The sequence below is a fragment of the Bacillus cereus group sp. BfR-BA-01523 genome (assembly GCF_022662615.1).
Taxonomy (GTDB): domain Bacteria; phylum Bacillota; class Bacilli; order Bacillales; family Bacillaceae_G; genus Bacillus_A; species Bacillus_A mycoides.
Window position 1 is genome coordinate 123,186 of record NZ_JAKUDX010000003.1, and the last position, 22,335, is coordinate 145,520.

Here is a 22,335-nt window from a genome sequence, read left to right on the forward strand (position 1 = left end):
AGATTTCTTCCTTCTTCTTTTACAAAATACGTTTACAAAGAAAGAGAAGGTACCTCATTACGAGGTACCTCTTCTTATTTTAAAATATTAGCAATATATGTTTGAAGTTCTTCTACTTTCACTTCTTCAGACTCGCCTGTAGCACGTACTTTCACTTCTACAATACCTTCGTCTGCTTTTTTACCAACTGTAACACGAACTGGAAGGCCGAATAAATCTGCATCTGCAAATTTAACACCTGCACGTTCTGCACGATCATCTAGTAATACTTCGTATCCTTGCTCTTGTAATGAGTTATAGATATTTCCACCCATTTCACGTTGTGCATCAGATTTCATATTTACTGGAATTACATGCACATGGAACGGTGCAACAGATTTTGGCCAAACTAAACCATTCTCATCATTAAACTGCTCTGCAATTGCTGCCACTGTACGAGATACACCGATACCGTAACAACCCATAATAAGTGGTTTTGTTTTTCCGTTTTCATCTAGGAACGTTGCGTTCATTGCTTCACTATAACGAGTTCCTAATTTGAATACATGACCAACTTCAATTCCACGTGCGAAAAGAATTGTTCCATTTCCATCTGGAGATTGGTCTCCTTCTTGAATGAAGCGTAAATCTGTATATTGACTTACTTTAAAGTCACGTTCTGGATTTACATTTACATAATGGAATCCTTCTTCGTTCGCTCCTGAACATCCGTTGACAATTGATGCTACAGCATGGTCAGCGATAATTTCGATATCCCCTGTAACACCAATCGGTCCTAAAGAACCCACTTCACAGTTTAATAACTCTTTTATTTCTTCATGTGAAGCAAGCTCAACGACTGAAGCTCCGTATACATTCTTCACTTTTACATCATTGACTTCATGATCGCCACGAACAAGTACTACTACTAATTTCGCATCTACTTTAAACACCATAGATTTAATGCATTTTTCCGCTGCGATATTTAAGAATACAGATACTTCTTCAATAGCTTTTTGATCTGGAGTTGCTACTTTTTCAAGTGCTTTTTCGGCTTCATCACTCTTCGTATACGTAGCAACAACAGGAGCCATTTCAATATTTGCCGCATAATCAGATGTATCAGAATACGCAATTGTATCTTCACCTACATCAGATAACACCATAAATTCGTGTGTATCTTTTCCACCCATTGCTCCAGAATCAGCGATAACTGCACGGAAATTCAAACCACAACGAGCAAAGATATTAGAATACGCTTTGTATAAACCGCTATATACTTCATCCAAACTTTCTTGTGTTGCATGGAAAGAATACGCATCTTTCATTAAAAATTCTCTTCCGCGTAATAAACCGAAACGTGGTCTTTGCTCATCACGGAATTTTGTTTGAATTTGATATAATGTTAATGGTAGTTTTTTGTATGATTTAATTTCATCACGTACAAGATCTGTAATTACTTCCTCATGAGTTGCCCCTAGCGCAAACTCGCGAGCATTACGATCTTTCATACGCATTAATTCTGATCCGTAAGAATACCAACGACCTGATTCTTGCCATAATTCAGAAGCTTGCATAGCTGGCATTAATAGTTCTACTGCCCCTGCGCGCTCCATTTCTTCACGAACAATACGTTCTACTTTGTGTAACACTTTTAAACCAAATGGTAGAAAACTATAAATACCAGAAGCATTTTGACGCATAAACCCTGCGCGAAGTAATAATTGATGACTCTTAATTTCAGCATCTGCTGGAACTTCACGTAATGTAGGACTGAATACCATACTTTGTTTCATTTATTCGCACCTCTTCATTTTACTCTTACACGCAATAAAATCCCTCACCTCGAGTTAGGTGAGGGATTTTATTCTATGAGCTCTATTTCATTATAAACTTCTTCTTATTTTACAAGAAAAACTTACGGATGTCATTCCATGTTACAACTAACATAAGCAACATTAATAATGCAAACCCAATAAAGTGAACCATTCCTTCTTTTTGACGATCAATTGGTTTTCCTCGTAATGCTTCAATTAAGAAGAAGAACAAACGTCCACCGTCTAAAGCTGGGACTGGTAATAAATTAAATAAACCAAGGTTAATACTTAAAACTGCCGCTAAACTTAGTACACGCGTAAATCCATAATCTACAACTTGATCTGTTAGATTATAAATTCCTACTGGACCTGACAACTCATTAATGGAAAATTGACCCGTTACTAATTTCACAAGAGAATCAAAAATTAGTTTCGTCCATTCGTATGTTTGTTCAAACCCTGATTTAATAGAACCCATCACTGTTTTCTCTACAGGAGAATAAACACCAATTCTACCAACTTCGTCTTTTCCTTCTTTATCAAGCGTTGGTGTTACTTTCACATTAAATTGCTCACTATCACGCTTTACATGTAACGTAATTTCTTTATTTGGGTTTTCACGTACAATCGTTACAACATCTTTCCATGTACTAGTGTTTTTCCCATTGATTGCTTGAATTGTATCGTTTTCTTTTAATCCAGCTTGTTCTGCAGCACTATTCTCCATTACTTTTCCGACCATTGGTTTGTCAACAGGAACTCCTTGTACAAATCCAAGAATCACAAAAATAACAAATGCTAGAATAAAGTTCATTGCAGGACCTGCAAAGATTGTTAGAGCACGTTGGCCCAATTTTTTAGAGCCAAATTGTCTATTGTACGGAGCGATTTGAATTTCTTCTCCCGCAGAAATGATACGAGCTTTTTCATTTACTCGGAATGTTTGCAGCTCTTCCTCGTACTCTTCATAACCCAAAATTGTAAGATTATGCTCTAAATCAGCTTGTTCGACTTCAATGACACGAACATTTGGATATTTTTCATGTCCGTCAAAAACTAATTTCACAACTTCGTCTTTTTCATTTAATACAAGTCCAACCTTTTTTCCAGGTTTTAACTCAACTGTGTCCGCATCCTCGCCAGCCATTCTTACATAGCCACCAAGGGGCAGTAATCGAATCGTATACACCGTTTCATTCTTTTCAAATGAGAATATTTTCGGACCAAAACCAATCGCAAACTCGCGGCACAAAATACCTGCTCTTTTTGCGAAATATAGATGCCCTAGCTCATGGAAAAATACGAGTGCACCGAAAATTAATATAAAGGCAATCGCTGTATTCAATTCCATAACCACCTTTGCTAAATTTGTTCCATCACAAACCGTCTTGTGGCTGCGTCAATTTCCTGAATTTCCTCTAAGCTCGGACGTGCAATGACAGTGTGATGGTGCATTGCTTTTTCAATGAGGTCTTCCACTGTTAAGAAACCAATTCTCTTTTGTAAAAAAGCTTCAACAGCTACTTCATTTGCCGCGTTCATTACAGCCGGCATACTTCCACCTGTCTTTCCAGCTTCATACGCAAAACGTAGACAACGGAAACGCTCTTGATTCATTTTCTCAAAATGCAATGTTCCCATTTCCCATAAATTTAACTGTTTCGTGTCTGAAAGAGGCAATCTATCAGGATATGTAAGCGCGTATTGAATCGGTACTCGCATATCAGGTGAGCCAAGCTGTGCCATTACACTACGATCTTCAAATTCAACCATAGAATGAATAATACTTTCTTTATGTAGAACAACATCGATTTGCTCATAAGGGATACCAAAAAGCCAGTGTGCTTCAATTACTTCTAGCCCCTTATTCATCATTGTAGCAGAATCAATTGTAATTTTCGAACCCATTGACCAGTTTGGATGACGAAGTGCATCTTCTACGGTCACTTGATGCAATTCATCTCTCGTTTTATCACGAAAACTTCCGCCTGAAGCAGTTATAATTAAGCGAGAGATTCTTTTTTCATTTTCACCATTCAAGCATTGAAAAATAGCTGAATGTTCACTGTCTACTGGAAGTAACGATACATTATGTTTTCGTGCTGCTTCCATTACAAGATGCCCTGCAGTTACTAACGTTTCTTTATTTGCAATTCCAATTGTTTTTTTCGCCTCAATTGCGCGGAGTGTCGGTAACAACCCTACGCTACCTACAACAGCATTCACTACAATTTCTGTATCTGGGTGCAGCGCTACTTCTAATAAGCCTTCGCTACCATATACTACTTTTGTATTACCAGAAACAGCTTGTAATTTTAAAACATCTTCCTCTCTTTGCACAGAGACAATTTGCGGGGAAAATTCTTGAATTACCTTTACTGCATAATCAACATTTTTCCCTACAGAAAAAGCAACGAGACGGAATTGGTCTGGGTGCGAGCGTAACACATCTAATGTTTGTGTACCGATTGATCCGCTTGCACCTAGTAAACTAATGTTTTTCATGACTCCAACCCCTCGTTCATTTATTAATTGTATTGTAATAAGAAGTATAGAATTGGTAACACAAATAACCAACTATCTGTTCGATCTAAAATACCACCATGTCCAGGTAAAATTGTACCTGAATCCTTTACACCATAATGGCGTTTAAATGCAGATTGCACTAAATCACCAATTTGTCCAAAAATAGAAATGATAATCGTCAGAACGATTAAAACTCCTACATTCGCTTCAACTGGGAAGAACATATTGTAAACAAGTGCAACAACAATTCCACAAACAATACCGCCTAATGAACCTTCAATCGTTTTATTCGGACTAATTTCTGGCCATAATTTTCTTTTTCCAAATGCTTTCCCTATGAAATATGCACCTGAATCAGTTGCCCATATGACAAATAGTGCACAGAACACATATTTGATTCCTAATATTCTCGTTTCATTTAAATATAAGAATCCCATTCCAACATATGTCGTTGCCATAAGTAAAAATGAAGCATTGTCAAAAGTAAATGTATTCTTAGAAAGGACTGTATATGATAAAAGTAATAAAACAATCACAAATGTGATTTCTAATTTACCTAACCCAATCCACGTAAACAGTTCTGATGCACTACTCGGAATTAAAATAATCCACAATAATACTGCAGCTAAAACTGTTGGTACCGAAATAAGCGTAAGCTTGTTCATACGAATTAATTCATATAAACCTATAGAAGCAAGTGCATACACTAAAACTGTAAAAGGCACGCCACCGTAAATTACGATGGGAATGAATAGCGCGGCAGCAATCACTCCAGTAATAATTCTCTGTTTCACTACCAAACCCTCTCTTTCTACACGCCTCCGAATCTGCGCCCTCTATGTTGAAAGTCTGTAATCGCATTTAGCAAATGTTCCTCGGTAAAATCTGGCCAATACACATCTGTAAACCAAAATTCCGAATAAGCAATTTGCCATAACATGAAATTACTAATACGTAGCTCTCCGCTTGTACGGATTAACAACTCTGGATCAGGTAAAGAACTCGTCATTAAGTAAGAAGAAATCTTTTCTTCACTTATTTCTTCCGAACGAATTTTTCCTTCCTCACTATCTTTCATCATATGTTGCACAGCAGAAACGATTTCATCTCGACTTCCATAGTTTAACGCGAAATTAAGAATTAATCCCGTATTCTCTTTCGTATCTTCCATGGCTTTTTCCATCGCTCTGCGCGTATGCGTAGGAAGACGATCTTTTTGCCCTATTACTCGGACTTGTACGTTTTCTTCAATCAACTCTGGTAAAAATGCACCTAAAAATTCTTCTGGAAGCTTCATCAAATAATCAACTTCTTTTTTCGGTCTTTTCCAGTTCTCAGTCGAAAAAGCATAAAGAGTTAATACTTTCACATCAAGCTTACTTGCAAATTTTGTGATTTTCTTCACAACTTGCATACCTTCATGATGACCAGCAATGCGAGGCATGGCTCTTCTCTTTGCCCATCTTCCATTACCATCCATAATAATAGCAATATGTTCTGGGATATATCCTTTTTTCACTTTTTCAATGAGATGATCAAACGATGTGACCTTTTTACTTTTAAAAAAAGGAAACTTTTTAAACATCATTCATACCCTCCAACAAGCAGACGTATGCCTAAAAGTGTAAAAAGACCCCCTTAAGAAGAGGGTCATATTTGCGAAATTATCGCTATTACACTTCCATAATTTCTTTTTCTTTGTTTTTTGCGATTTCGTCAACTTTTGCAATATATTTATCTGTTTCTTTTTGGATATCTTCAGTATATCCTCTTAAATCATCTTCTGTAATGTCGCCAGCTTTTTCAAGCTTCTTAAGGTCATCATTACTGTCACGACGTACGTTACGAACAGCAACTTTTGCTTCCTCAGCATATTTCTTCACAACTTTTACAAGATCGCGACGACGCTCTTCTGTTAATGCAGGGAATGCAATACGAATTACAGTTCCATCATTAGAAGGGTTTAAGCCTAAATCTGCTTTTAAAATTGCTTTTTCAATATCACCGATAGAAGTTTTATCATAAGGTTGAATTACAAGCAAACGTGCTTCTGGAACTGTAATGTTCGCTAATTGCACAACTGGTGTTGGTGCACCATAGTAATCAACTTGTACCTTATCTAATACAGACGAGCTTGCACGACCAGCGCGAACTGTTGCTAATTCACGAGAATAAGCAGCAACTGCTTTTTCCATTTTTTCATTTGAAGACTTCAATACTTGTTGTCCCATAATTTATTTCCCCCTTACAACTGTTCCAATATTTTCGCCTAAAACGGCACGTTTAATGTTACCTTTTTCCATAACCGAGAATACAATTAATGAAATATCATTATCCATACATAAAGAAGAAGCTGTAGAATCCATTACACCTAAACCTGCTTTTAATACATCTAGGTAAGTAAGTGTTTCGTATTTCGTAGCTGTTGGGTCAATAGATGGATCTGCACTATATACGCCATCCACATTATTTTTCGCCATTAAAATAACGTCCGCTTCGATTTCAGCTGCACGTAATGCTGCTGTTGTATCTGTAGAGAAGTATGGGTTACCTGTACCTGCAGCAAAGATAACAACACGTTTTTTCTCTAAGTGACGAATTGCTTTACGACGAATGTAAGGCTCTGCCACTTGACGCATCTCAATTGAAGTTTGTACGCGAGTTTGAATTCCAATATTCTCTAAGCTATCTTGAAGAGCTAATGAATTCATAACTGTTGCTAACATGCCCATGTAATCTGCTCCTGCACGATCCATGCCCATTTCACTTCCAATTTTCCCACGCCAAATGTTACCGCCACCAACAACAACAGCAACCTCTACATCAAGTTCTGCAATTTCTTTCACTTGTTCCGCAACTGACTTAATAACAGCTGGGTTAATTCCAAATCCTTGCTCGCCAGCTAAAGCTTCTCCGCTCAGCTTTAAAACGACACGATTATATTTCGGTTTACTCATAATGAACCTCCAATTGCTTACATCTTTATTTTAAAAAAGGGAACACAATGTGTTCCCTAATCTGTATTAGTTGTTACCTTTTACTTGGTTCATTACTTCTTCAGCAAAGTTGTCTTCGCGTTTTTCGATACCTTCACCAACAGCGTAGCGAACGAATCCTTTTAATGTTCCGCCTTTAGACTCAACGAATTGACGAACTTTCATGTCAGGATTCTTAACGAATGTTTGGTCAAGTAAGCAAATCTCTTCAAAGAATTTGCCAAGACGGCCTTCTACCATTTTCGCAACGATTTTTTCAGGCTTGCCTTCGTTTAAAGCTTGTTGTGTTAATACTTGACGCTCATGCTCAACTTCTTCAGCTGTTACAGCATCGCGGTCGATGTATTTAGGGTTAACTGCTGCGATGTGCATTGCTACATCTTTAGCAGCTGCTTCGTCAGTAGAACCTTCAAGAACTGTTAATACACCAATACGTCCACCCATGTGTAGGTAAGCGCCGAATGCATCAGCATCAGTTTTTGATACGATTTCGAAACGACGAAGTGTAAGTTTTTCACCAATTTTAGCGATTGCTTCGTTGATGTGCTCTTCTACTGTTTTGCCGCCTTCGATTGTTTGAGCCATAGCTTCTTCAACGTTAGCAGGTTTGTTAGCTAATAAGTGAGCAGCTAATTCTTTAATTAACGCTTGGAAACCTTCGTTTTTCGCAACGAAATCAGTCTCAGAGTTTAATTCTAAGATTAAACCTTCGTTACCGTTTGTTTCGATGAAAGTTAAACCTTCAGCAGCGATGCGGTCTGCTTTTTTAGCAGCTTTCGCAATACCTTTTTCACGTAAGAAGTCAATTGCTTTCTCCATGTCGCCGTTAGTTTCTGTTAAAGCTTTTTTGCAGTCCATCATACCTGCGCCAGTTTTTTCGCGAAGTTCTTTTACCATTTGTGCAGTGATTGCCATATTTTTCATCCTCCTAAAATATGTATTTATACCTTTTATAAAGGTGTTTATACCTTAAAAAAGGTGATAAAAGGCCGAACCCCTTATCACCTTTCCAAATTTGTTACGCAGTAACAGTTTCTTCACCTTGTTTTGTTTCAAGGATCGCGTCTGCCATTTTAGATGTAAGAAGTTTTACAGCACGAATTGCATCATCGTTTGCTGGAATAACGTGATCGATTTCGTCCGGATCACAGTTTGTATCAACGATACCGATGATTGGAATGTGTAATTTGCGTGCTTCAGCAACTGCAATACGCTCTTTACGAGGGTCTACTATGAATAATGCACTTGGAAGACCTTTCATATCTTTAATACCGCCTAAGAATTTCTCAAGACGCTCTAACTCTTTTTTAAGTTGAACAACTTCTTTCTTAGGAAGTACTTCGAAAGTACCATCTTCTTGCATTCTTTCGATATCTTTAAGACGCTTGATACGCTTTTGGATTGTTTGGAAGTTTGTTAAAGTTCCACCTAACCAACGTTGGTTAACGAAGTACATACCAGCACGAGTTGCTTCTTCTTTAATAGCTTCTTGTGCTTGTTTTTTAGTACCTACGAATAAAATGTCTCCACCTTCAGCAGCGATGTCACGCATCGTTCTGTAAGCTTCCTCAACTTTTTTCACAGTTTTTTGTAAGTCGATGATGTAGATACCGTTACGCTCTGTGAAGATGTAACGCTTCATTTTTGGGTTCCAACGACGAGTTTGATGTCCGAAATGAACACCAGCTTCAAGCAATTGTTTCATAGAAATTACTGACATAATTTAGTTCCTCCTAAATGGTTTTTTTGATATCCTCCGTTTACTTCATCTCTAAGCGAAACTACGAACGTAGCACCAACACTTAAATCAGTAAACGTGTGTACTTTGTACTGACACCACTGCTTACTATATCATACTGAAATATTACAATCAAGTCGAAAATACGAACAATGTAAAACTTTCTTTTTTCCACGCTCAAATCCTAGTATTACCAACCTTCAATTCCTTTAAGCAAGGAATTGAAGGTTAATTAATAGTTTTCTAATGAATGTTGTCATGACGCCTTACGTAAGCAAAATCATTCACTTAAAAAAACAAAAAACTCTCCTCAAGCGAGGAGAGTTTTTTTATAAATTAGTTTGTTTTTAATTTAGCAAGTTCCTGTAGAAACTTGTCGTTTAGCACTTTAATGTATGTTCCTTTCATACCTAAAGAGCGAGACTCAATAACACCAGCACTTTCTAATTTACGTAGTGCATTTACGATTACCGAACGAGTAATTCCTACGCGATCAGCAATTTTACTTGCAACAAGTAAACCTTCTGTTCCATTTAATTCTTCGAAGATATGCTCGATTGCTTCTAACTCACTGTAAGATAATGAGCTAATCGCCATTTGAACAACAGCTTTACTACGTGCTTCCTCTTCGATTTCTTCTGCTTTTTCACGTAAGATTTCCATACCTACAACAGTTGAGCTGTATTCAGCAAGAATTAAATCATCGTCTAAGAACTCTTGACCAAGACGAGCTAATACTAGTGTACCTAGACGCTCACCGCCACCAACGATTGGTACGATTGTAGTTAAACCTTGACCGAATAATTCTCTATTTTCTACTGGGAATGCTGTGTAGTCACTATCCACACCTAAATTTGAAGATGTTTCTGTAACATTGAATAAACTTTGCGTATACTCTTCTGGGAATTGACGCTCTGCAAGCATGTGCTTCATACGTTCGTTTTCGATTTGTTGGTGAATCGCATATCCTAATAATTTACCGCGACGACTTACAACGAACACGTTCGCTTCAATTACTTCACACATTGTGTCAGACATCTCTCTAAAGTTTACAGGCTTTCCTGCTGCGCTCTGTAATAACGCATTTAATTTTCTCGTTTTTGCTAATAATTCCATTTCAAAATTTCCTCCTACATGTTACTTACATATTTTTTCATCACTTGGAAACTAGGGCGAGTCACCTGATGACACTATTACAAAATAAACTGGCTCACATCTTTATTTTTAGCTATTGTCGCTAATTTTTCCTCAACATATTGAGGTGTTATCGTTATTTTCTCTAACGTAATTTCAGATGCCTCAAACGATAAATCTTCAAGGAGCTTCTCCATAACAGTATGAAGTCTTCTCGCTCCAATATTATCTGTATCCTGATTAACTTGATAAGCAATCTCAGCAATCTTACGAATAGCTTCGTCTGAAAATTCAATTTCTATACCTTCAGTCGCTAATAACGCCGTGTACTGTTTAATTAGCGCATTGTCAGGCTCGATTAATATTTTAACAAAATCATCCGCCGATAATTTTGTTAATTCTACTCGAATCGGAAATCTCCCTTGCAATTCCGGAATTAAATCCGACGGTTTAGACATATGGAACGCTCCAGCTGCAACAAATAAAATATAATCGGTTTTTACTGATCCGTATTTCGTTGCTACATTCGATCCTTCTACAATCGGTAAAATGTCACGTTGCACACCTTCACGCGATACATCTACGCTATTCGACTGCTTACCAGCAATTTTGTCAATTTCATCGATAAAAATAATCCCGAGCTGTTCAGCACGATAAACAGCCTCTTGTGTAACTTCATCCATATCAATTAAGCGCTGTGCCTCTTCATTTGTCAAGAGTTTTCTTGCTTCTTTTACAGAAAGTTTACGTTTTTTCGTTTTTTTCGGCATGATACTTCCTAGTGCATCTTGGAAATTCATTCCCATTTGCTCCATGCCAGTTCCTTGCAACATATCAAACATAGAAGACTGTTGTTCCGTCACTTCGATCGATATCACTTCATCTTCAAGAAGGCCTGCCGCAAGCTTTCTTTCCACATCTTGACGTTTCTTTTCGATTTCATCATCTTCCTGTGAATCAGATGTTTGGTTTGAATTTTGATTACCACCAAAAAGCATTTCTAATGGATTTTTAAATCCAGATTGCTTCTCCGGACTCGGCACTAAAATTTCAACAAGACGTTGATTCGCTTGCTCTTCTGCTTTATCTTGAACTTTAACTACCATTTCCTCTTTCACAATACGAACAGACGTTTCGACAAGGTCACGGACCATCGACTCTACATCTCGACCCACATATCCAACTTCTGTAAATTTCGTCGCTTCAACCTTAATAAAAGGTGCTCCAACGAGTTTCGCCATTCGCCGTGCTACCTCTGTTTTACCAACACCTGTCGGTCCAATCATTAAAATGTTTTTAGGTGCAATTTCATCACGTAAATTTTCAACTAATTTACTGCGACGGTATCGATTTCGTAGAGCTACAGCAACCGCTTTCTTTGCATCTTTTTGACCGATGATGTATTGATCTAATTTTTCCACAATTTGACGCGGAGTAAAATGTAAATGCATATAAAATGCCTCCCTTACGATTCTACAATTCTTCAACAATTATGTTGTGGTTCGTATAAACACAAATATCGCCTGCAATTTCTAAACTGGCCTTCGCAATTTGTTTCGCTGTTAAATGTTCACTTGCATGTTGCTTTAAAGCACGACCAGCAGCAAGTGCATAATGTCCGCCTGAACCAATTGCTAAAATACCATCATCTGGTTCAATCACTTCTCCTGTACCTGAAACAAGGAGCATCGTTGTTTTATCCATGACAATGAGCATTGCTTCTAGCTGACGTAGCATTTTATCACCACGCCATTGTTTCGCCATCTCAACTGCAGCGCGCTGCAAGTTGCCATTATACTCTTCTAATTTTCCTTCAAACATTTCAAAAAGAGTAAATGCATCAGCAACTGATCCTGCAAAACCAGCTAAAACTTTCCCTTGGAAAAGTTTGCGAACTTTGCGAGCTGTATGTTTCATTACAACAGCATTTCCCATCGTTACCTGACCATCTCCAGCCATTGCACATTCTCCATTATGATGAACTGCAAATATCGTTGTAGCGTGGAAATTTCCCATAGAAAAAACTCCTTTATATGTTTTTATAGCCTTAAAAGCAATTTATGCCCGCGGGTGATGCTTCATGTACACAGAACGCAATCTTTCTTTAGAGACATGCGTATAAATTTGTGTGGTTGACAAATTCTCATGACCTAATAGCTCCTGCACAGTACGTAAATCCGCTCCTTCATCCAACATATGTGTAGCAAATGTATGCCTTAACATATGGGGACTTATCCGCATTGTAAGTGAAGCTTTCTTAATGAGTTCGTTCAAAACATAACGTACACCCTGATCTGTTAACGGCTTACCTTTCGCATTTAAAAATACCATATGAGATTGTTCTTCAGTCTTTTGAGCTAACTGTTTTCTCCCGTTCTCTATATAAGTAATTAAAGCATCTTGTGCATAGCTTCCGAACGGAATATATCTTTGTTTTTTCCCTTTTCCCATCACTAAAATTGTTCCCACTGCAAAGTCAATGTCGGTAAGTTGCAAATTAACGCATTCGCTTACACGAATCCCAGTTGCATACATCAACTCTAATAACGCTTGATTCCTTTGGCCTAATGGTGCCCCTGTATCAGAAACTTCAAACAATTCCTCTAACTCTTCAGCATATAAAAACTTTGGGATTGACAATTCTTTCTTGGGAAGTGACGCAAGTGCAAACGGATTATCTTTTTGATAACCTTCACGCATCAAAAAACGATATAAACTTCGTAAGCTTGATACTTTCCTTGCGACAGATTTACGGGCTAACTTCTGATCGTGCAACGTCGTCAAGTATAAACGAACATCCGCGTATGTAACATCTAAAAAAGAGGATATGCCTTCTCGCTCCATAAATTGCACAAAATGTTCTAAATCATTTTGATAACTTGCAATTGTATATTTTGAATAATTTCTTTCAATTTGTAAATATCCAACGAATAATTGTAACAATTTCTTCACATTCACATCCATATAATTCACCTCAATAAAGGCTACTAAATCGTATCACAACTTAGTAGCCTTTGCAAGAAATTTAATTAAATATTTACAAAATTTTGAATTGTTTCCAAAGCGCGTGTAGCATATGCTTCATTTCGCTCTTGTTTCTTTTTAATTTTCTTCTCTAACGGTGTAAATAAACCGAAGTTTGCATTCATTGGCTGGAAGTTTTTCGCATTTGTCGCAGTAATATAATTTGCCATACTTCCCATTGCAGTTACAGGTGGTAATACAACTGGCTCTTCACCTTTTACAAGTCGAGCAGCGTTAATACCCGCTAATAATCCTGATGCTGCTGATTCAACATAACCCTCTACACCAGTCATTTGACCAGCGAAGAATAAATCATCACGTTGTTTATATTGATATGTTGGACGAAGTAAATTAGGCGAATTAATAAACGTATTACGATGCATTACACCATAACGTACAATCTCTGCGTTTTCTAGTCCTGGAATTAGCTGTAACACTTCTTTTTGTGGCCCCCACTTTAAATGTGTTTGGAAGCCTACAATATTATATAATGTTCCTGCTGCATCATCTTGACGTAACTGAACAACCGCATACGGTGTTTTCCCTGTTTTCGGATCTTCTAACCCAACAGGCTTCATCGGTCCAAATACTAACGTCTGTCTTCCTCTACTTGCCATAACTTCTACTGGCATACAACCTTCAAAGAAAATTTCTTTTTCAAATTCTTTTAAAGGCACTGTCTCAGCAGCAATTAAAGCCTCATAAAAACGATCAAACTCTTCTTCTGTCATTGGACAGTTTAAATATGCCGCTTCACCTTTATCATAACGGGATTTTAAATATACTTTATTCATGTCAATGCTGTCTTTCTCAACGATTGGCGCTGCAGCATCATAGAAATAAAAATAATCTTCACCTGTTAGTTTTTTTAATTGTGCAGAAAGATCCGGAGACGTAAGTGGACCTGTCGCGATAACAGTTGGTCCCTCTGGAATTTCAGTGATTTCCTCATTCATTACAGTTACGTTCGGATGATTTTTCACATATTCAGTCACTTTCGCCGCGAATTCATGACGGTCTACAGCTAAAGCACCTCCTGCTGGTACAGAGCACTCATCAGCTGCACGAATAATGACAGAATCCATTAGACGCATTTCTTCTTTAATAACACCAACAGCATTTGTTAATGTGTTTGCGCGAAGTGAGTTACTACATACTAATTCAGCAAATTTATCTGTATGATGAGCTGGTGTTTGCCTTACTGGTCTCATTTCATATAATTTTACTTGGACACCACGCTTTGCAATTTGGTAAGCTGCTTCGCTTCCTGCAAGACCTGCGCCAATGACGTTTACTACTTGTGTTGTCATATATATCACCTTTCCTTTTCTTCCCGAAAAAAATGTGAGCAGTTACGCTCACATTTGTTGTTCTTCTTCATAATCACACGAAATACATTGTACTTGCACGCCTTTTTTCAACTTTTTCTCTACGAGCATACCTTCACACTTCGGACATTTACGACCAATCGGCTTATCCCAAGATACAAAGTCACATTCTGGATACGTACCGCATCCGTAGAAAAGGCGTTTCTTTTTATTACTACGGCGTTCAATAATTTGCCCTTTATCACACTTCGGACAAGTAACACCGATTTCTTTTACAATCGGTTTTGTATTACGACATTCCGGGAAATTTGAACAAGCCATAAACTTCCCATATTTACCCATTTTAAAGACCATCGGGTGACTACATAATTCACAGTCTTCCCCAGCTGGTTCATCTTTAATTTCCACTTCACGCATTTCTTTTTCCGCTTTTTCTAAGCGCGGTTCAAATCCTACGTAGAAATCATCAACAATTTTCACCCAATTTGCATTTCCTTCTTCTACTTCATCAAGGCTTTGCTCCATATTGGCAGTAAATTCAATGTTAATAATTTCTGGGAAAAACTCTAAAATAAGTTCGATTACTATTCCACCAAGCTCAGTCGGTACGAAGCGTTTATTATCTAAAGCAACGTATCCTCGTTTTTGGATTGTTTCAAGTGTCGGTACATAAGTAGACGGTCTCCCAATTCCCAGCTCTTCAAGTGTTCTTACTAGACGAGCCTCTGTATAACGCGGCGGAGGCTGTGTGTAATGTTGCTTTGGTTCTATATCTTTTGAAAATACAGTTTCACCTACTTCTAACGGTGGCAACATCTTATCCTTTTCTTCCGCACCATCATCTTTCGACTCTACGTACACTTTCATAAATCCTGGGAACTTTACAACTGATCCACTTGCACGGAACTGAACATTGTTATTAATGAGTTTCGCTGTAACAGTATCCATTATAGCAGATGCCATTTGACTTGCAACAAATCGCTCCCAAATCAGTTTATACAAACGGAGTTGATCACGACTTAAGAAACTTTTTAGTTCCTCTGGCTTTCTCATTACCGAAGTAGGACGAATCGCCTCATGCGCATCTTGTGCTTTCGACTTTTTCGTTTCTTTCCTCTTCTCTGTTCCTATGTATTCCGCACCAAACGCCTCAGTAATGTAATCACGAGCCTCTGTTTGAGCTGTTTCTGAGATACGTGTTGAATCAGTTCTCATATACGTAATAAGACCTACAGTCCCTTGTTTTCCAAGATCTATCCCTTCATACAGCTGCTGTGCAAGCATCATTGTTTTCTTTGCTCGCATATTTAACTTACGCGCTGCCTCTTGTTGCAAGGAAGATGTTGTAAACGGTAATGCAGGGTTACGCTTTCGCTCTTTTCGCGTTACATTTTCAACCGAAAACGCATTGTCTTTCATCTTTTCGATTATTTCGTTCACTTGTGCTTCGTTCGTTAATTGAACTTTTTCACCATCTACACCGTAAAAGCTCGCTTCAAATGTGTCTTTCCCTTTCACAAATTCTGTTTTAATTGTCCAGAATTCTTCAGGTTCAAAACTTTGAATTTCTTTTTCACGTTCGATGATTAAACGAACTGCTACAGATTGTACGCGTCCTGCACTTAATCCTTTTTTTACTTTCTTCCATAATAAAGGACTAATATTGTAACCAACAAGACGATCGAGTATACGCCTTGCTTGTTGTGCATCTACTAAATCCATATTAATTGCACGAGGATATTTAAATGATTCTTTTATTGCATCTTTTGTAATCTCATTAAATACAACTCGGCAATCTGATTCAACGTCCACATTTAACGTATTTGCTAAATGCCAAGCAATTGCTTCTCCTTCACGATCCGGATCGGCCGCGAGATAGACTTTCTTTGCTTTTTTTGCCGCTGATTTTAAATCTTTTAAAACGGGACCCTTACCACGAATGGTAATATACTTCGGGGTGAAGTTATTCTTTACTTCTATCCCCATTTGGCTTTTAGGTAAATCGCGGACATGTCCCATGGACGCGACGACTTTGTATTTTTTCCCTAAATATTTTTCAATGGTCTTCGCCTTAGAAGGCGACTCCACGATTACGAGGTAATCTGACATGCTAGTGCCTCCTTAAGAGGTGGATTCAAGTCTTCATCAATCTTATTGATTTCTCTTGTTTTTGTCAATCAAGAATGAATATACCATACAGCGACAATCTACCATTTGTCAATAATTGTTTAATAAAAACATAAAAATATATGGTTAATTTAAAATTTCTTCAAGGATATCCTCCGCATTTCTTACTAGCTTTGCGCCTTGTTGAATTAGATGATTCGTTCCCGCTGCACTCTCTATAAATATAGGTCCAGGAAGCGCAAACACCTCTCTATTTTGTTCTAGCGCAAGGTCTGCAGTAATAAGGGATCCACTTCTCGTTTTTGCTTCTACAACTAAAACACCTTTACTTATACCGCTAATAATTCGATTTCTTTTTGGGAAATACCATTTTTTTGGCACATAATGGGGCGGATACTCTGTCAATAACAATATATAATCTTTCCACGTGTCATATAAACCTCTATTCTCCTTTGGATACATATAAGATAATCCATGTCCTAATATTGCAATGGTCGGGCAATGCTGCCTTACTGTAACTTCATGAGCAATTGTATCTATCCCTCTTGCAAACCCACTAACAATAAGCCATTCTTTTTCAAGTAAAGGTTGTAAAATAAACTTCATACTCTCCTTTCCATATAAAGACGGTTCTCTCGTTCCAACAATCGCTAATTTATTTACTTTATTTAGAAAATCTCTTTCTCCTTTTCCGTATAAAACAAAAGGGGGATCTTGTATTTCTCGCAGTAATTGTGGATAGTCCTTATCCCCTATTGTTATATAAAATATTCTCTTTTTTTCTAACTGGGATACATATTGTTGGAGATTTGAAATTTGAAGAAAATTTACTAGTTCTAAAGATTTTTTCGAGGATATTCCAGCGTAATATTCAAATTGTTTCGGACTAAAAGTGTATATTCCCTTCAGTTCTGGATCAACATATAGTAGTCTCTCCATCGCCTTCCAATGATCCGCCAACATGTAATGAAGGTGCAATAAACGTTCTCTTTTCATCTCCATTCTCCTTACCCATAATTTTTATTATGTAAACAAAAAATGTGTAAAAAGACACCCTCTAATAAGAAGGTGTCTTTCAAAAAGATTAGTAGTTTTTACAAGTCTCAAATAATCCCTTTTCTTTTAAAACAGAGATTAATGTTTCACCCATAACAGCTGGTGTTTCCGCTACTTTAATACCACAAGCTTCCATTGTTTTAATCTTTTCAGCAGCAGTTCCTTTGCCGCCAGAAATGATCGCCCCAGCATGACCCATACGTTTGCCTTCAGGCGCTGTTTGACCACCAATGAAGCCTACAACTGGTTTTGTCATATTAGCTTGTACCCATTCTGCTGCTTCTTCTTCTGCCGTACCGCCGATTTCACCAATCATAATTACAGCATGAGTTTCTTCATCTTCATTAAATGCTTTTAACGCATCAATAAAGTCCGTACCGTTAACAGGGTCTCCCCCGATACCTACAGCAGTAGATTGGCCAATACCTTCTTGCGTTAACTGATGTACAGCTTCATACGTTAATGTACCAGAGCGAGATACGATACCAACATGACCTTTTTTGTGAATATATCCTGGCATAATACCAATTTTACATTCGTCAGGTGTAATGACACCAGGGCAGTTTGGTCCAAGTAAACGTGTATGTTTACCCGCCATATATCTCTTTACATTTACCATATCTAATACAGGGATTCCTTCAGTAATACATACTACTAAATCAATCTTTGCATCAACTGCTTCCATAATTGCATCAGCCGCAAAAGCGGGTGGAACGTATACAACTGAAGCGTTTGCGCCTGTTGCTTTCACAGCATCTTCTACTGTATCAAATACTGGTACGCCTTCAATATCAGTGCCACCTTTACCTGGTGTTACACCACCTACAATTTTCGTACCGTATTCAATCATTTGCTTTGTATGGAATAACCCTTGAGAACCTGTAATACCTTGAACAATAACTTTTGTATCTTTATTAACTAATACGCTCATTTTTCTCCCCCGCTTTCTATTAGCCCACTAGTGAAACAATTTTTTGTGCACCGTCTGCCATAGATTCTGCTGCAACAATATTTAAACCAGACTCATTTAAAATTTTCTTTCCTAGCTCTACGTTTGTACCTTCAAGACGTACAACTAAAGGCAACTCAAGACCTACCTGCTTCGTCGCTTCAATAACACCTTCTGCGATAACATCACACTTCATAATGCCACCAAAAATGTTAACGAAGATACCCTTTACATTTTTGTCAGAAAGGATAATTTTGAATGCTTCTGTAACTTTTTCAGCTGTTGCGCCGCCACCAACATCTAAGAAGTTAGCTGGGTCACCATGGTAATGTTTAATGATATCCATTGTAGCCATTGCTAAACCTGCACCATTAACCATACAACCGATATTTCCATCTAAAGGAATGTAGTTTAAGTCATATTTAGAAGCTTCAATTTCTTTTGAATCTTCTTCTTCAAGATCACGAAGTTCTAAAATATCTTTATTGCGATATAACGCATTAGAATCAAAGTTTAATTTTGCATCTAACGCCATAACTTTACCGTCACCTGTTGTAACAAGTGGATTAATCTCAGCGATAGAGCAATCTTTTTCGATAAACGCACTGTATAAGCCCATCATAAACTTCACAGCTTGTCCTACAAGTTCTTTTGGAATATTGATGTTAAACGCGATTCTACGCGCTTGGAAACCTTGTAAACCTACTGCTGGATCAATATATTCTTTAAAGATTTTTTCAGGCGTTTTTTCTGCTACTTCTTCAATTTCTGTTCCACCTTCTTCAGATGCCATTAAAACAACTTGAGAAGTTGCACGATCTAATACAAGACCTACATAATATTCTTTTTTAATATCGCAACCTTCTTCGATAAGTAAGCGTTTTACTTCCTTACCTTCAGGACCTGTTTGATGCGTCACAAGTGTAGTTCCTAAAATGCTTTCTGCATATGTACGAACTTCTTCTAAATTTTTCGCAACTTTTACACCGCCAGCTTTGCCGCGTCCACCAGCGTGAATTTGCGCTTTAACTACACATACTTCCGTTCCTAATTCTTTCGCTGCTTCTACAGCTTCTTCTACTGTAAATGCAACCTTCCCGTTCGGAACGCTAACCCCATAGCTTCTAAGGACTGCCTTACCTTGGTACTCATGGATATTCATGGTCCCATCCTCCCCTGTTTTCCTGTTTTACTCGAAAAGTTTTTTAATGTTTAAAAAACATTACATTGCCATTGTATAAGATGATTGGCACGCTGTCTACAATAAAGTGTCAGAAAACTGAAATCGCTTTATTCTTTTTCGAAAATAATAATGTTTATATACCAAAATAAAAAATAAGCTGTGAATATACAGCTTATTTTTGAATCATATCTTTAATTGGCGCGAATGATTTTCGATGTTCTTCTAATACTCCATGTACTTCAATCGCTTCTAAATGCTGTTTCGTCCCATATCCCATATGTTGTTCGAATCCATATGCCGGATACTTTCCTCCTAACTCTTTCATCATGCGATCTCTCGTCACTTTCGCAATAATAGATGCAGCTGAAATAGAGACACTTTTCGCATCACCTTTAATGATTGATGTTTGCGGAATTGATGTAGGAAGCTTCATCGCATCGATTAATAAATATTCTGGTGTACATGATAAATTAGCAACGGCATCTAACATCGCTTGCTTCGTCGCTTGATAAATATTTATTTCATCAATAACTTGTGGTGATATAATTCCAACTCCAATCGCAATTGCATGCTCTTTAATTTCATCATAAAAACGCTCACGTTTCGCTTCACTTAATTTTTTTGAGTCATTTAATCCTGGAATATAAAAATCTTCCGGAAGGACGACTGCCGCCGTCACAACCGGTCCTGCTAACGGCCCACGACCCACTTCATCAATACCAGCAATGTATGTGAGCCCTTTTTCACGCAAATCATTTTCGTACTTTGACATTTCTAGAAATTTTTCTCTTTCTTTTTGCGCTAACTCTTTTTGTTTATACCACTTCAAAATTAGTTTTTGAACACCTTTCCGCTCATCTTTCACTAACATTTGAAAACGCTCGTCTTCTTCATTCATAACTTCTTGCAGCAAACATTCAGCTTCTTGAATAGTCATTTTTTGCATCTATTTACACTCCTTTTAAACGTAACCAAAAAGAAAAGACGTACAAACGCACGTCTTATACTTCTTCTACTTTTTCCGCATCTTCTACCTGCTCTGCAAACTCTTCTGGTGTTTCAAATGTCATTTTTCCAAATCTTCCACCACGAAGCTCACGAAGTATAAGCTCAGATGTTTTATCATAATCAATCATTCCGCCGCCCATTAAGCAACCTCTATTTTTTCCAATTGCATCAAATAACTCCACAATTTCTTCTGGAATGTCATTTAAATTATATCGCTCTTTTAAACGTTCCGGATAATGTTTTTCCATAAAACGTAACGCATAAATAGCTACATCCTGTAGATTTAATATAGAATCTTTAATTGCACCAGTCGTCGCTAAACGAAGACCAACTAATTCATCTTCAAATTTAGGCCACAAAATACCTGGTGTATCTAATAATTCCATTTCTTTCCCAACTTTAATCCACTGCTGGGCCGTTGTCACACCAGGACGATCTCCTGTTTTTGCTATATTTTTCTTCGCTAATTTATTAATTAGTGTAGATTTACCAACGTTTGGAATACCTACAATTAAAGCACGAATTGCTCTTGGTCTAATGCCTTTAGCAACCATTTTATCGAATTTTTCTTTGACAAGAACTTTACAAGCTGCTGCAATTTCTTTCATACCTTGTCCAGCTTGCGCATTAATTGAAATTGCCTTTTGACCTCTTTCATCAAAATATGCAATCCACTGCTTTGTAAGACGATCATCCGCCATATCCGCTTTATTTAAAACAACAAGCCTTGGTTTATGTGTAATAATTTCATCAATCATTGGATTACGAGAAGATAAAGGTAATCGAGCATCTACAAGCTCAATTACAACATCAATTAACTTTAATTTTTCTGTTACTTGGCGTCTAGCCTTTGCCATATGTCCTGGGAACCATTGAATTACCATGTTGCCACCTTCTTTTTCTTTTATTTCACAATACGCGCATCTTTTAACGGCCAATATAGCATATTTGCTTTACCAATCACTTGGTCCATTGAAATTGTACCAATCGAACGGCTATCTTTACTAAAACGACGATTATCGCCTAAAACAAATAATTGACCTTCTGGAACAGTTTTCTTTCCTGTCATTTCTTCAAGAGTAAAATCATATGTAAGCGGTCCGTCAGCAAGTTGTTTTTTCTGCTTATCTAAATACGGCTCCTCATAAGGTTTCCCGTTAACATATAGTTTATCATTACGGTATTCGATTTCGTCGCCTGGCAGGCCAATAATACGCTTAATATAATCTTTTTCTTCCGTCGCTCGGAATACAATAATATCAAAGCGTTTCGGATCACCTATGTGATAGCCAATTTTATTAACAATCATTCGATCACGGTCATGTAAAGTCGGCGACATTGATACACCGTCTACGAGAATTGGGGCAAAGAAAAACTGTCTAATTACGCCCGCTAATACAACAGCAATCAAAATTGCTTTGATCCATTCCCAAAGTGAGCTCTTCTCTTTCTTCATGCTTTCCCCTCCAC

The 22,335-nt window shown here is 37.6% G+C and carries 21 protein-coding genes; all 21 read right to left on the reverse strand.

Going from position 1 to position 22,335, the window contains the following annotated elements:
- Positions 1–74: 74 nt before the first annotated feature.
- A complete protein-coding gene (locus MR066_RS08905) occupies positions 75–1,775 on the reverse strand; it encodes a proline--tRNA ligase (protein WP_242246883.1) in 1,701 nt (566 codons plus the stop codon).
- Between the two features lie 109 nt (positions 1,776–1,884).
- Positions 1,885–3,141, reverse strand: coding sequence for an RIP metalloprotease RseP (rseP, locus tag MR066_RS08910; RefSeq protein WP_002088169.1), 1,257 nt, complete (start codon positions 3,139–3,141; stop codon positions 1,885–1,887).
- A 17-nt stretch (positions 3,142–3,158) separates the two neighbouring features.
- The gene (gene dxr / locus MR066_RS08915) at positions 3,159–4,301 is read right to left on the reverse strand and encodes a 1-deoxy-D-xylulose-5-phosphate reductoisomerase (protein WP_002014547.1); all 1,143 of its coding nucleotides are present in this window, start codon (positions 4,299–4,301) and stop codon (positions 3,159–3,161) included.
- 23 nt (positions 4,302–4,324) lie between these two features.
- A complete protein-coding gene (cdsA, locus tag MR066_RS08920; protein WP_002088171.1) occupies positions 4,325–5,116 on the reverse strand; it encodes a phosphatidate cytidylyltransferase in 792 nt (263 codons plus the stop codon).
- Between the two features lie 17 nt (positions 5,117–5,133).
- Positions 5,134–5,910 carry an isoprenyl transferase gene (locus MR066_RS08925; protein ID WP_002014545.1) on the reverse strand — a complete coding sequence of 259 codons (777 nt, stop codon included), beginning with the start codon at positions 5,908–5,910 and terminating at the stop codon, positions 5,134–5,136.
- An 85-nt stretch (positions 5,911–5,995) separates the two neighbouring features.
- Positions 5,996–6,553 carry a ribosome recycling factor gene (gene frr / locus MR066_RS08930; RefSeq protein ID WP_000531506.1) on the reverse strand — a complete coding sequence of 186 codons (558 nt, stop codon included), beginning with the start codon at positions 6,551–6,553 and terminating at the stop codon, positions 5,996–5,998.
- 3 nt (positions 6,554–6,556) lie between these two features.
- Positions 6,557–7,279, reverse strand: a complete 723-nt coding sequence (pyrH, locus tag MR066_RS08935; protein ID WP_002014544.1) for a UMP kinase — start codon at positions 7,277–7,279, stop codon at positions 6,557–6,559.
- A gap of 66 nt (positions 7,280–7,345) precedes the next feature.
- Positions 7,346–8,233 carry a translation elongation factor Ts gene (tsf, locus tag MR066_RS08940; protein ID WP_002088177.1) on the reverse strand — a complete coding sequence of 296 codons (888 nt, stop codon included), beginning with the start codon at positions 8,231–8,233 and terminating at the stop codon, positions 7,346–7,348.
- 103 nt (positions 8,234–8,336) lie between these two features.
- On the reverse strand, positions 8,337–9,038 hold the full coding sequence (rpsB, locus tag MR066_RS08945; RefSeq protein WP_002088178.1) for a 30S ribosomal protein S2: 702 nt from the start codon (positions 9,036–9,038) through the stop codon (positions 8,337–8,339).
- Between the two features lie 354 nt (positions 9,039–9,392).
- On the reverse strand, positions 9,393–10,172 hold the full coding sequence (gene codY, locus MR066_RS08950) for a GTP-sensing pleiotropic transcriptional regulator CodY (RefSeq protein ID WP_002014541.1): 780 nt from the start codon (positions 10,170–10,172) through the stop codon (positions 9,393–9,395).
- A gap of 77 nt (positions 10,173–10,249) precedes the next feature.
- Positions 10,250–11,641, reverse strand: a complete 1,392-nt coding sequence (gene hslU / locus MR066_RS08955) for an ATP-dependent protease ATPase subunit HslU (RefSeq protein WP_061674413.1) — start codon at positions 11,639–11,641, stop codon at positions 10,250–10,252.
- Positions 11,642–11,663: 22 nt separating this feature from the next.
- Entirely contained in the window at positions 11,664–12,206 is a 543-nt protein-coding gene (hslV, locus tag MR066_RS08960) for an ATP-dependent protease proteolytic subunit HslV (RefSeq protein WP_002014538.1), read from the reverse strand.
- A 42-nt stretch (positions 12,207–12,248) separates the two neighbouring features.
- Positions 12,249–13,148 carry a tyrosine recombinase XerC gene (gene xerC / locus MR066_RS08965; protein ID WP_078175468.1) on the reverse strand — a complete coding sequence of 300 codons (900 nt, stop codon included), beginning with the start codon at positions 13,146–13,148 and terminating at the stop codon, positions 12,249–12,251.
- Between the two features lie 71 nt (positions 13,149–13,219).
- Positions 13,220–14,524, reverse strand: coding sequence for an FADH(2)-oxidizing methylenetetrahydrofolate--tRNA-(uracil(54)-C(5))-methyltransferase TrmFO (trmFO, locus tag MR066_RS08970; RefSeq protein ID WP_002014534.1), 1,305 nt, complete (start codon positions 14,522–14,524; stop codon positions 13,220–13,222).
- 48 nt (positions 14,525–14,572) lie between these two features.
- Positions 14,573–16,651 carry a type I DNA topoisomerase gene (topA, locus tag MR066_RS08975; RefSeq protein ID WP_002088184.1) on the reverse strand — a complete coding sequence of 693 codons (2,079 nt, stop codon included), beginning with the start codon at positions 16,649–16,651 and terminating at the stop codon, positions 14,573–14,575.
- 144 nt (positions 16,652–16,795) lie between these two features.
- A complete protein-coding gene (gene dprA, locus MR066_RS08980; RefSeq protein ID WP_242246884.1) occupies positions 16,796–17,665 on the reverse strand; it encodes a DNA-processing protein DprA in 870 nt (289 codons plus the stop codon).
- Between the two features lie 88 nt (positions 17,666–17,753).
- On the reverse strand, positions 17,754–18,656 hold the full coding sequence (sucD, locus tag MR066_RS08985) for a succinate--CoA ligase subunit alpha (RefSeq protein WP_000115186.1): 903 nt from the start codon (positions 18,654–18,656) through the stop codon (positions 17,754–17,756).
- A gap of 19 nt (positions 18,657–18,675) precedes the next feature.
- Positions 18,676–19,836: an ADP-forming succinate--CoA ligase subunit beta gene (sucC, locus tag MR066_RS08990; RefSeq protein WP_002014529.1), complete on the reverse strand. Its 1,161-nt coding sequence runs from the start codon at positions 19,834–19,836 to the stop codon at positions 18,676–18,678.
- Between the two features lie 193 nt (positions 19,837–20,029).
- Entirely contained in the window at positions 20,030–20,803 is a 774-nt protein-coding gene (locus MR066_RS08995) for a ribonuclease HII (RefSeq protein ID WP_242246886.1), read from the reverse strand.
- Positions 20,804–20,858: 55 nt separating this feature from the next.
- The gene (ylqF, locus tag MR066_RS09000; protein WP_002128821.1) at positions 20,859–21,749 is read right to left on the reverse strand and encodes a ribosome biogenesis GTPase YlqF; all 891 of its coding nucleotides are present in this window, start codon (positions 21,747–21,749) and stop codon (positions 20,859–20,861) included.
- 20 nt (positions 21,750–21,769) lie between these two features.
- Positions 21,770–22,321: a signal peptidase I gene (gene lepB / locus MR066_RS09005; protein WP_002066791.1), complete on the reverse strand. Its 552-nt coding sequence runs from the start codon at positions 22,319–22,321 to the stop codon at positions 21,770–21,772.
- Between the last annotated feature and the right edge of the window lie 14 nt (positions 22,322–22,335).

What these genes read in the sequence shown, in the direction of transcription:
- MR066_RS08905 (WP_242246883.1), bottom strand. Translation starts at nt 1,775, where the DNA reads ATGAAACAAAGTATGGTATTCAGTCCTACATTACGTGAAGTTCCAGCA.
- dxr (WP_002014547.1), bottom strand. Translation starts at nt 4,301, where the DNA reads ATGAAAAACATTAGTTTACTAGGTGCAAGCGGATCAATCGGTACACAA.
- MR066_RS08925 (WP_002014545.1), bottom strand. Translation starts at nt 5,910, where the DNA reads ATGATGTTTAAAAAGTTTCCTTTTTTTAAAAGTAAAAAGGTCACATCG.
- frr (WP_000531506.1), bottom strand. Translation starts at nt 6,553, where the DNA reads ATGGGACAACAAGTATTGAAGTCTTCAAATGAAAAAATGGAAAAAGCA.
- pyrH (WP_002014544.1), bottom strand. Translation starts at nt 7,279, where the DNA reads ATGAGTAAACCGAAATATAATCGTGTCGTTTTAAAGCTGAGCGGAGAA.
- tsf (WP_002088177.1), bottom strand. Translation starts at nt 8,233, where the DNA reads ATGGCAATCACTGCACAAATGGTAAAAGAACTTCGCGAAAAAACTGGC.
- rpsB (WP_002088178.1), bottom strand. Translation starts at nt 9,038, where the DNA reads ATGTCAGTAATTTCTATGAAACAATTGCTTGAAGCTGGTGTTCATTTC.
- codY (WP_002014541.1), bottom strand. Translation starts at nt 10,172, where the DNA reads ATGGAATTATTAGCAAAAACGAGAAAATTAAATGCGTTATTACAGAGC.
- hslU (WP_061674413.1), bottom strand. Translation starts at nt 11,641, where the DNA reads ATGCATTTACATTTTACTCCGCGTCAAATTGTGGAAAAATTAGATCAA.
- hslV (WP_002014538.1), bottom strand. Translation starts at nt 12,206, where the DNA reads ATGGGAAATTTCCACGCTACAACGATATTTGCAGTTCATCATAATGGA.
- trmFO (WP_002014534.1), bottom strand. Translation starts at nt 14,524, where the DNA reads ATGACAACACAAGTAGTAAACGTCATTGGCGCAGGTCTTGCAGGAAGC.
- topA (WP_002088184.1), bottom strand. Translation starts at nt 16,651, where the DNA reads ATGTCAGATTACCTCGTAATCGTGGAGTCGCCTTCTAAGGCGAAGACC.
- dprA (WP_242246884.1), bottom strand. Translation starts at nt 17,665, where the DNA reads ATGAAAAGAGAACGTTTATTGCACCTTCATTACATGTTGGCGGATCAT.
- sucD (WP_000115186.1), bottom strand. Translation starts at nt 18,656, where the DNA reads ATGAGCGTATTAGTTAATAAAGATACAAAAGTTATTGTTCAAGGTATT.
- sucC (WP_002014529.1), bottom strand. Translation starts at nt 19,836, where the DNA reads ATGAATATCCATGAGTACCAAGGTAAGGCAGTCCTTAGAAGCTATGGG.
- MR066_RS08995 (WP_242246886.1), bottom strand. Translation starts at nt 20,803, where the DNA reads ATGCAAAAAATGACTATTCAAGAAGCTGAATGTTTGCTGCAAGAAGTT.
- ylqF (WP_002128821.1), bottom strand. Translation starts at nt 21,749, where the DNA reads ATGGTAATTCAATGGTTCCCAGGACATATGGCAAAGGCTAGACGCCAA.
- lepB (WP_002066791.1), bottom strand. Translation starts at nt 22,321, where the DNA reads ATGAAGAAAGAGAAGAGCTCACTTTGGGAATGGATCAAAGCAATTTTG.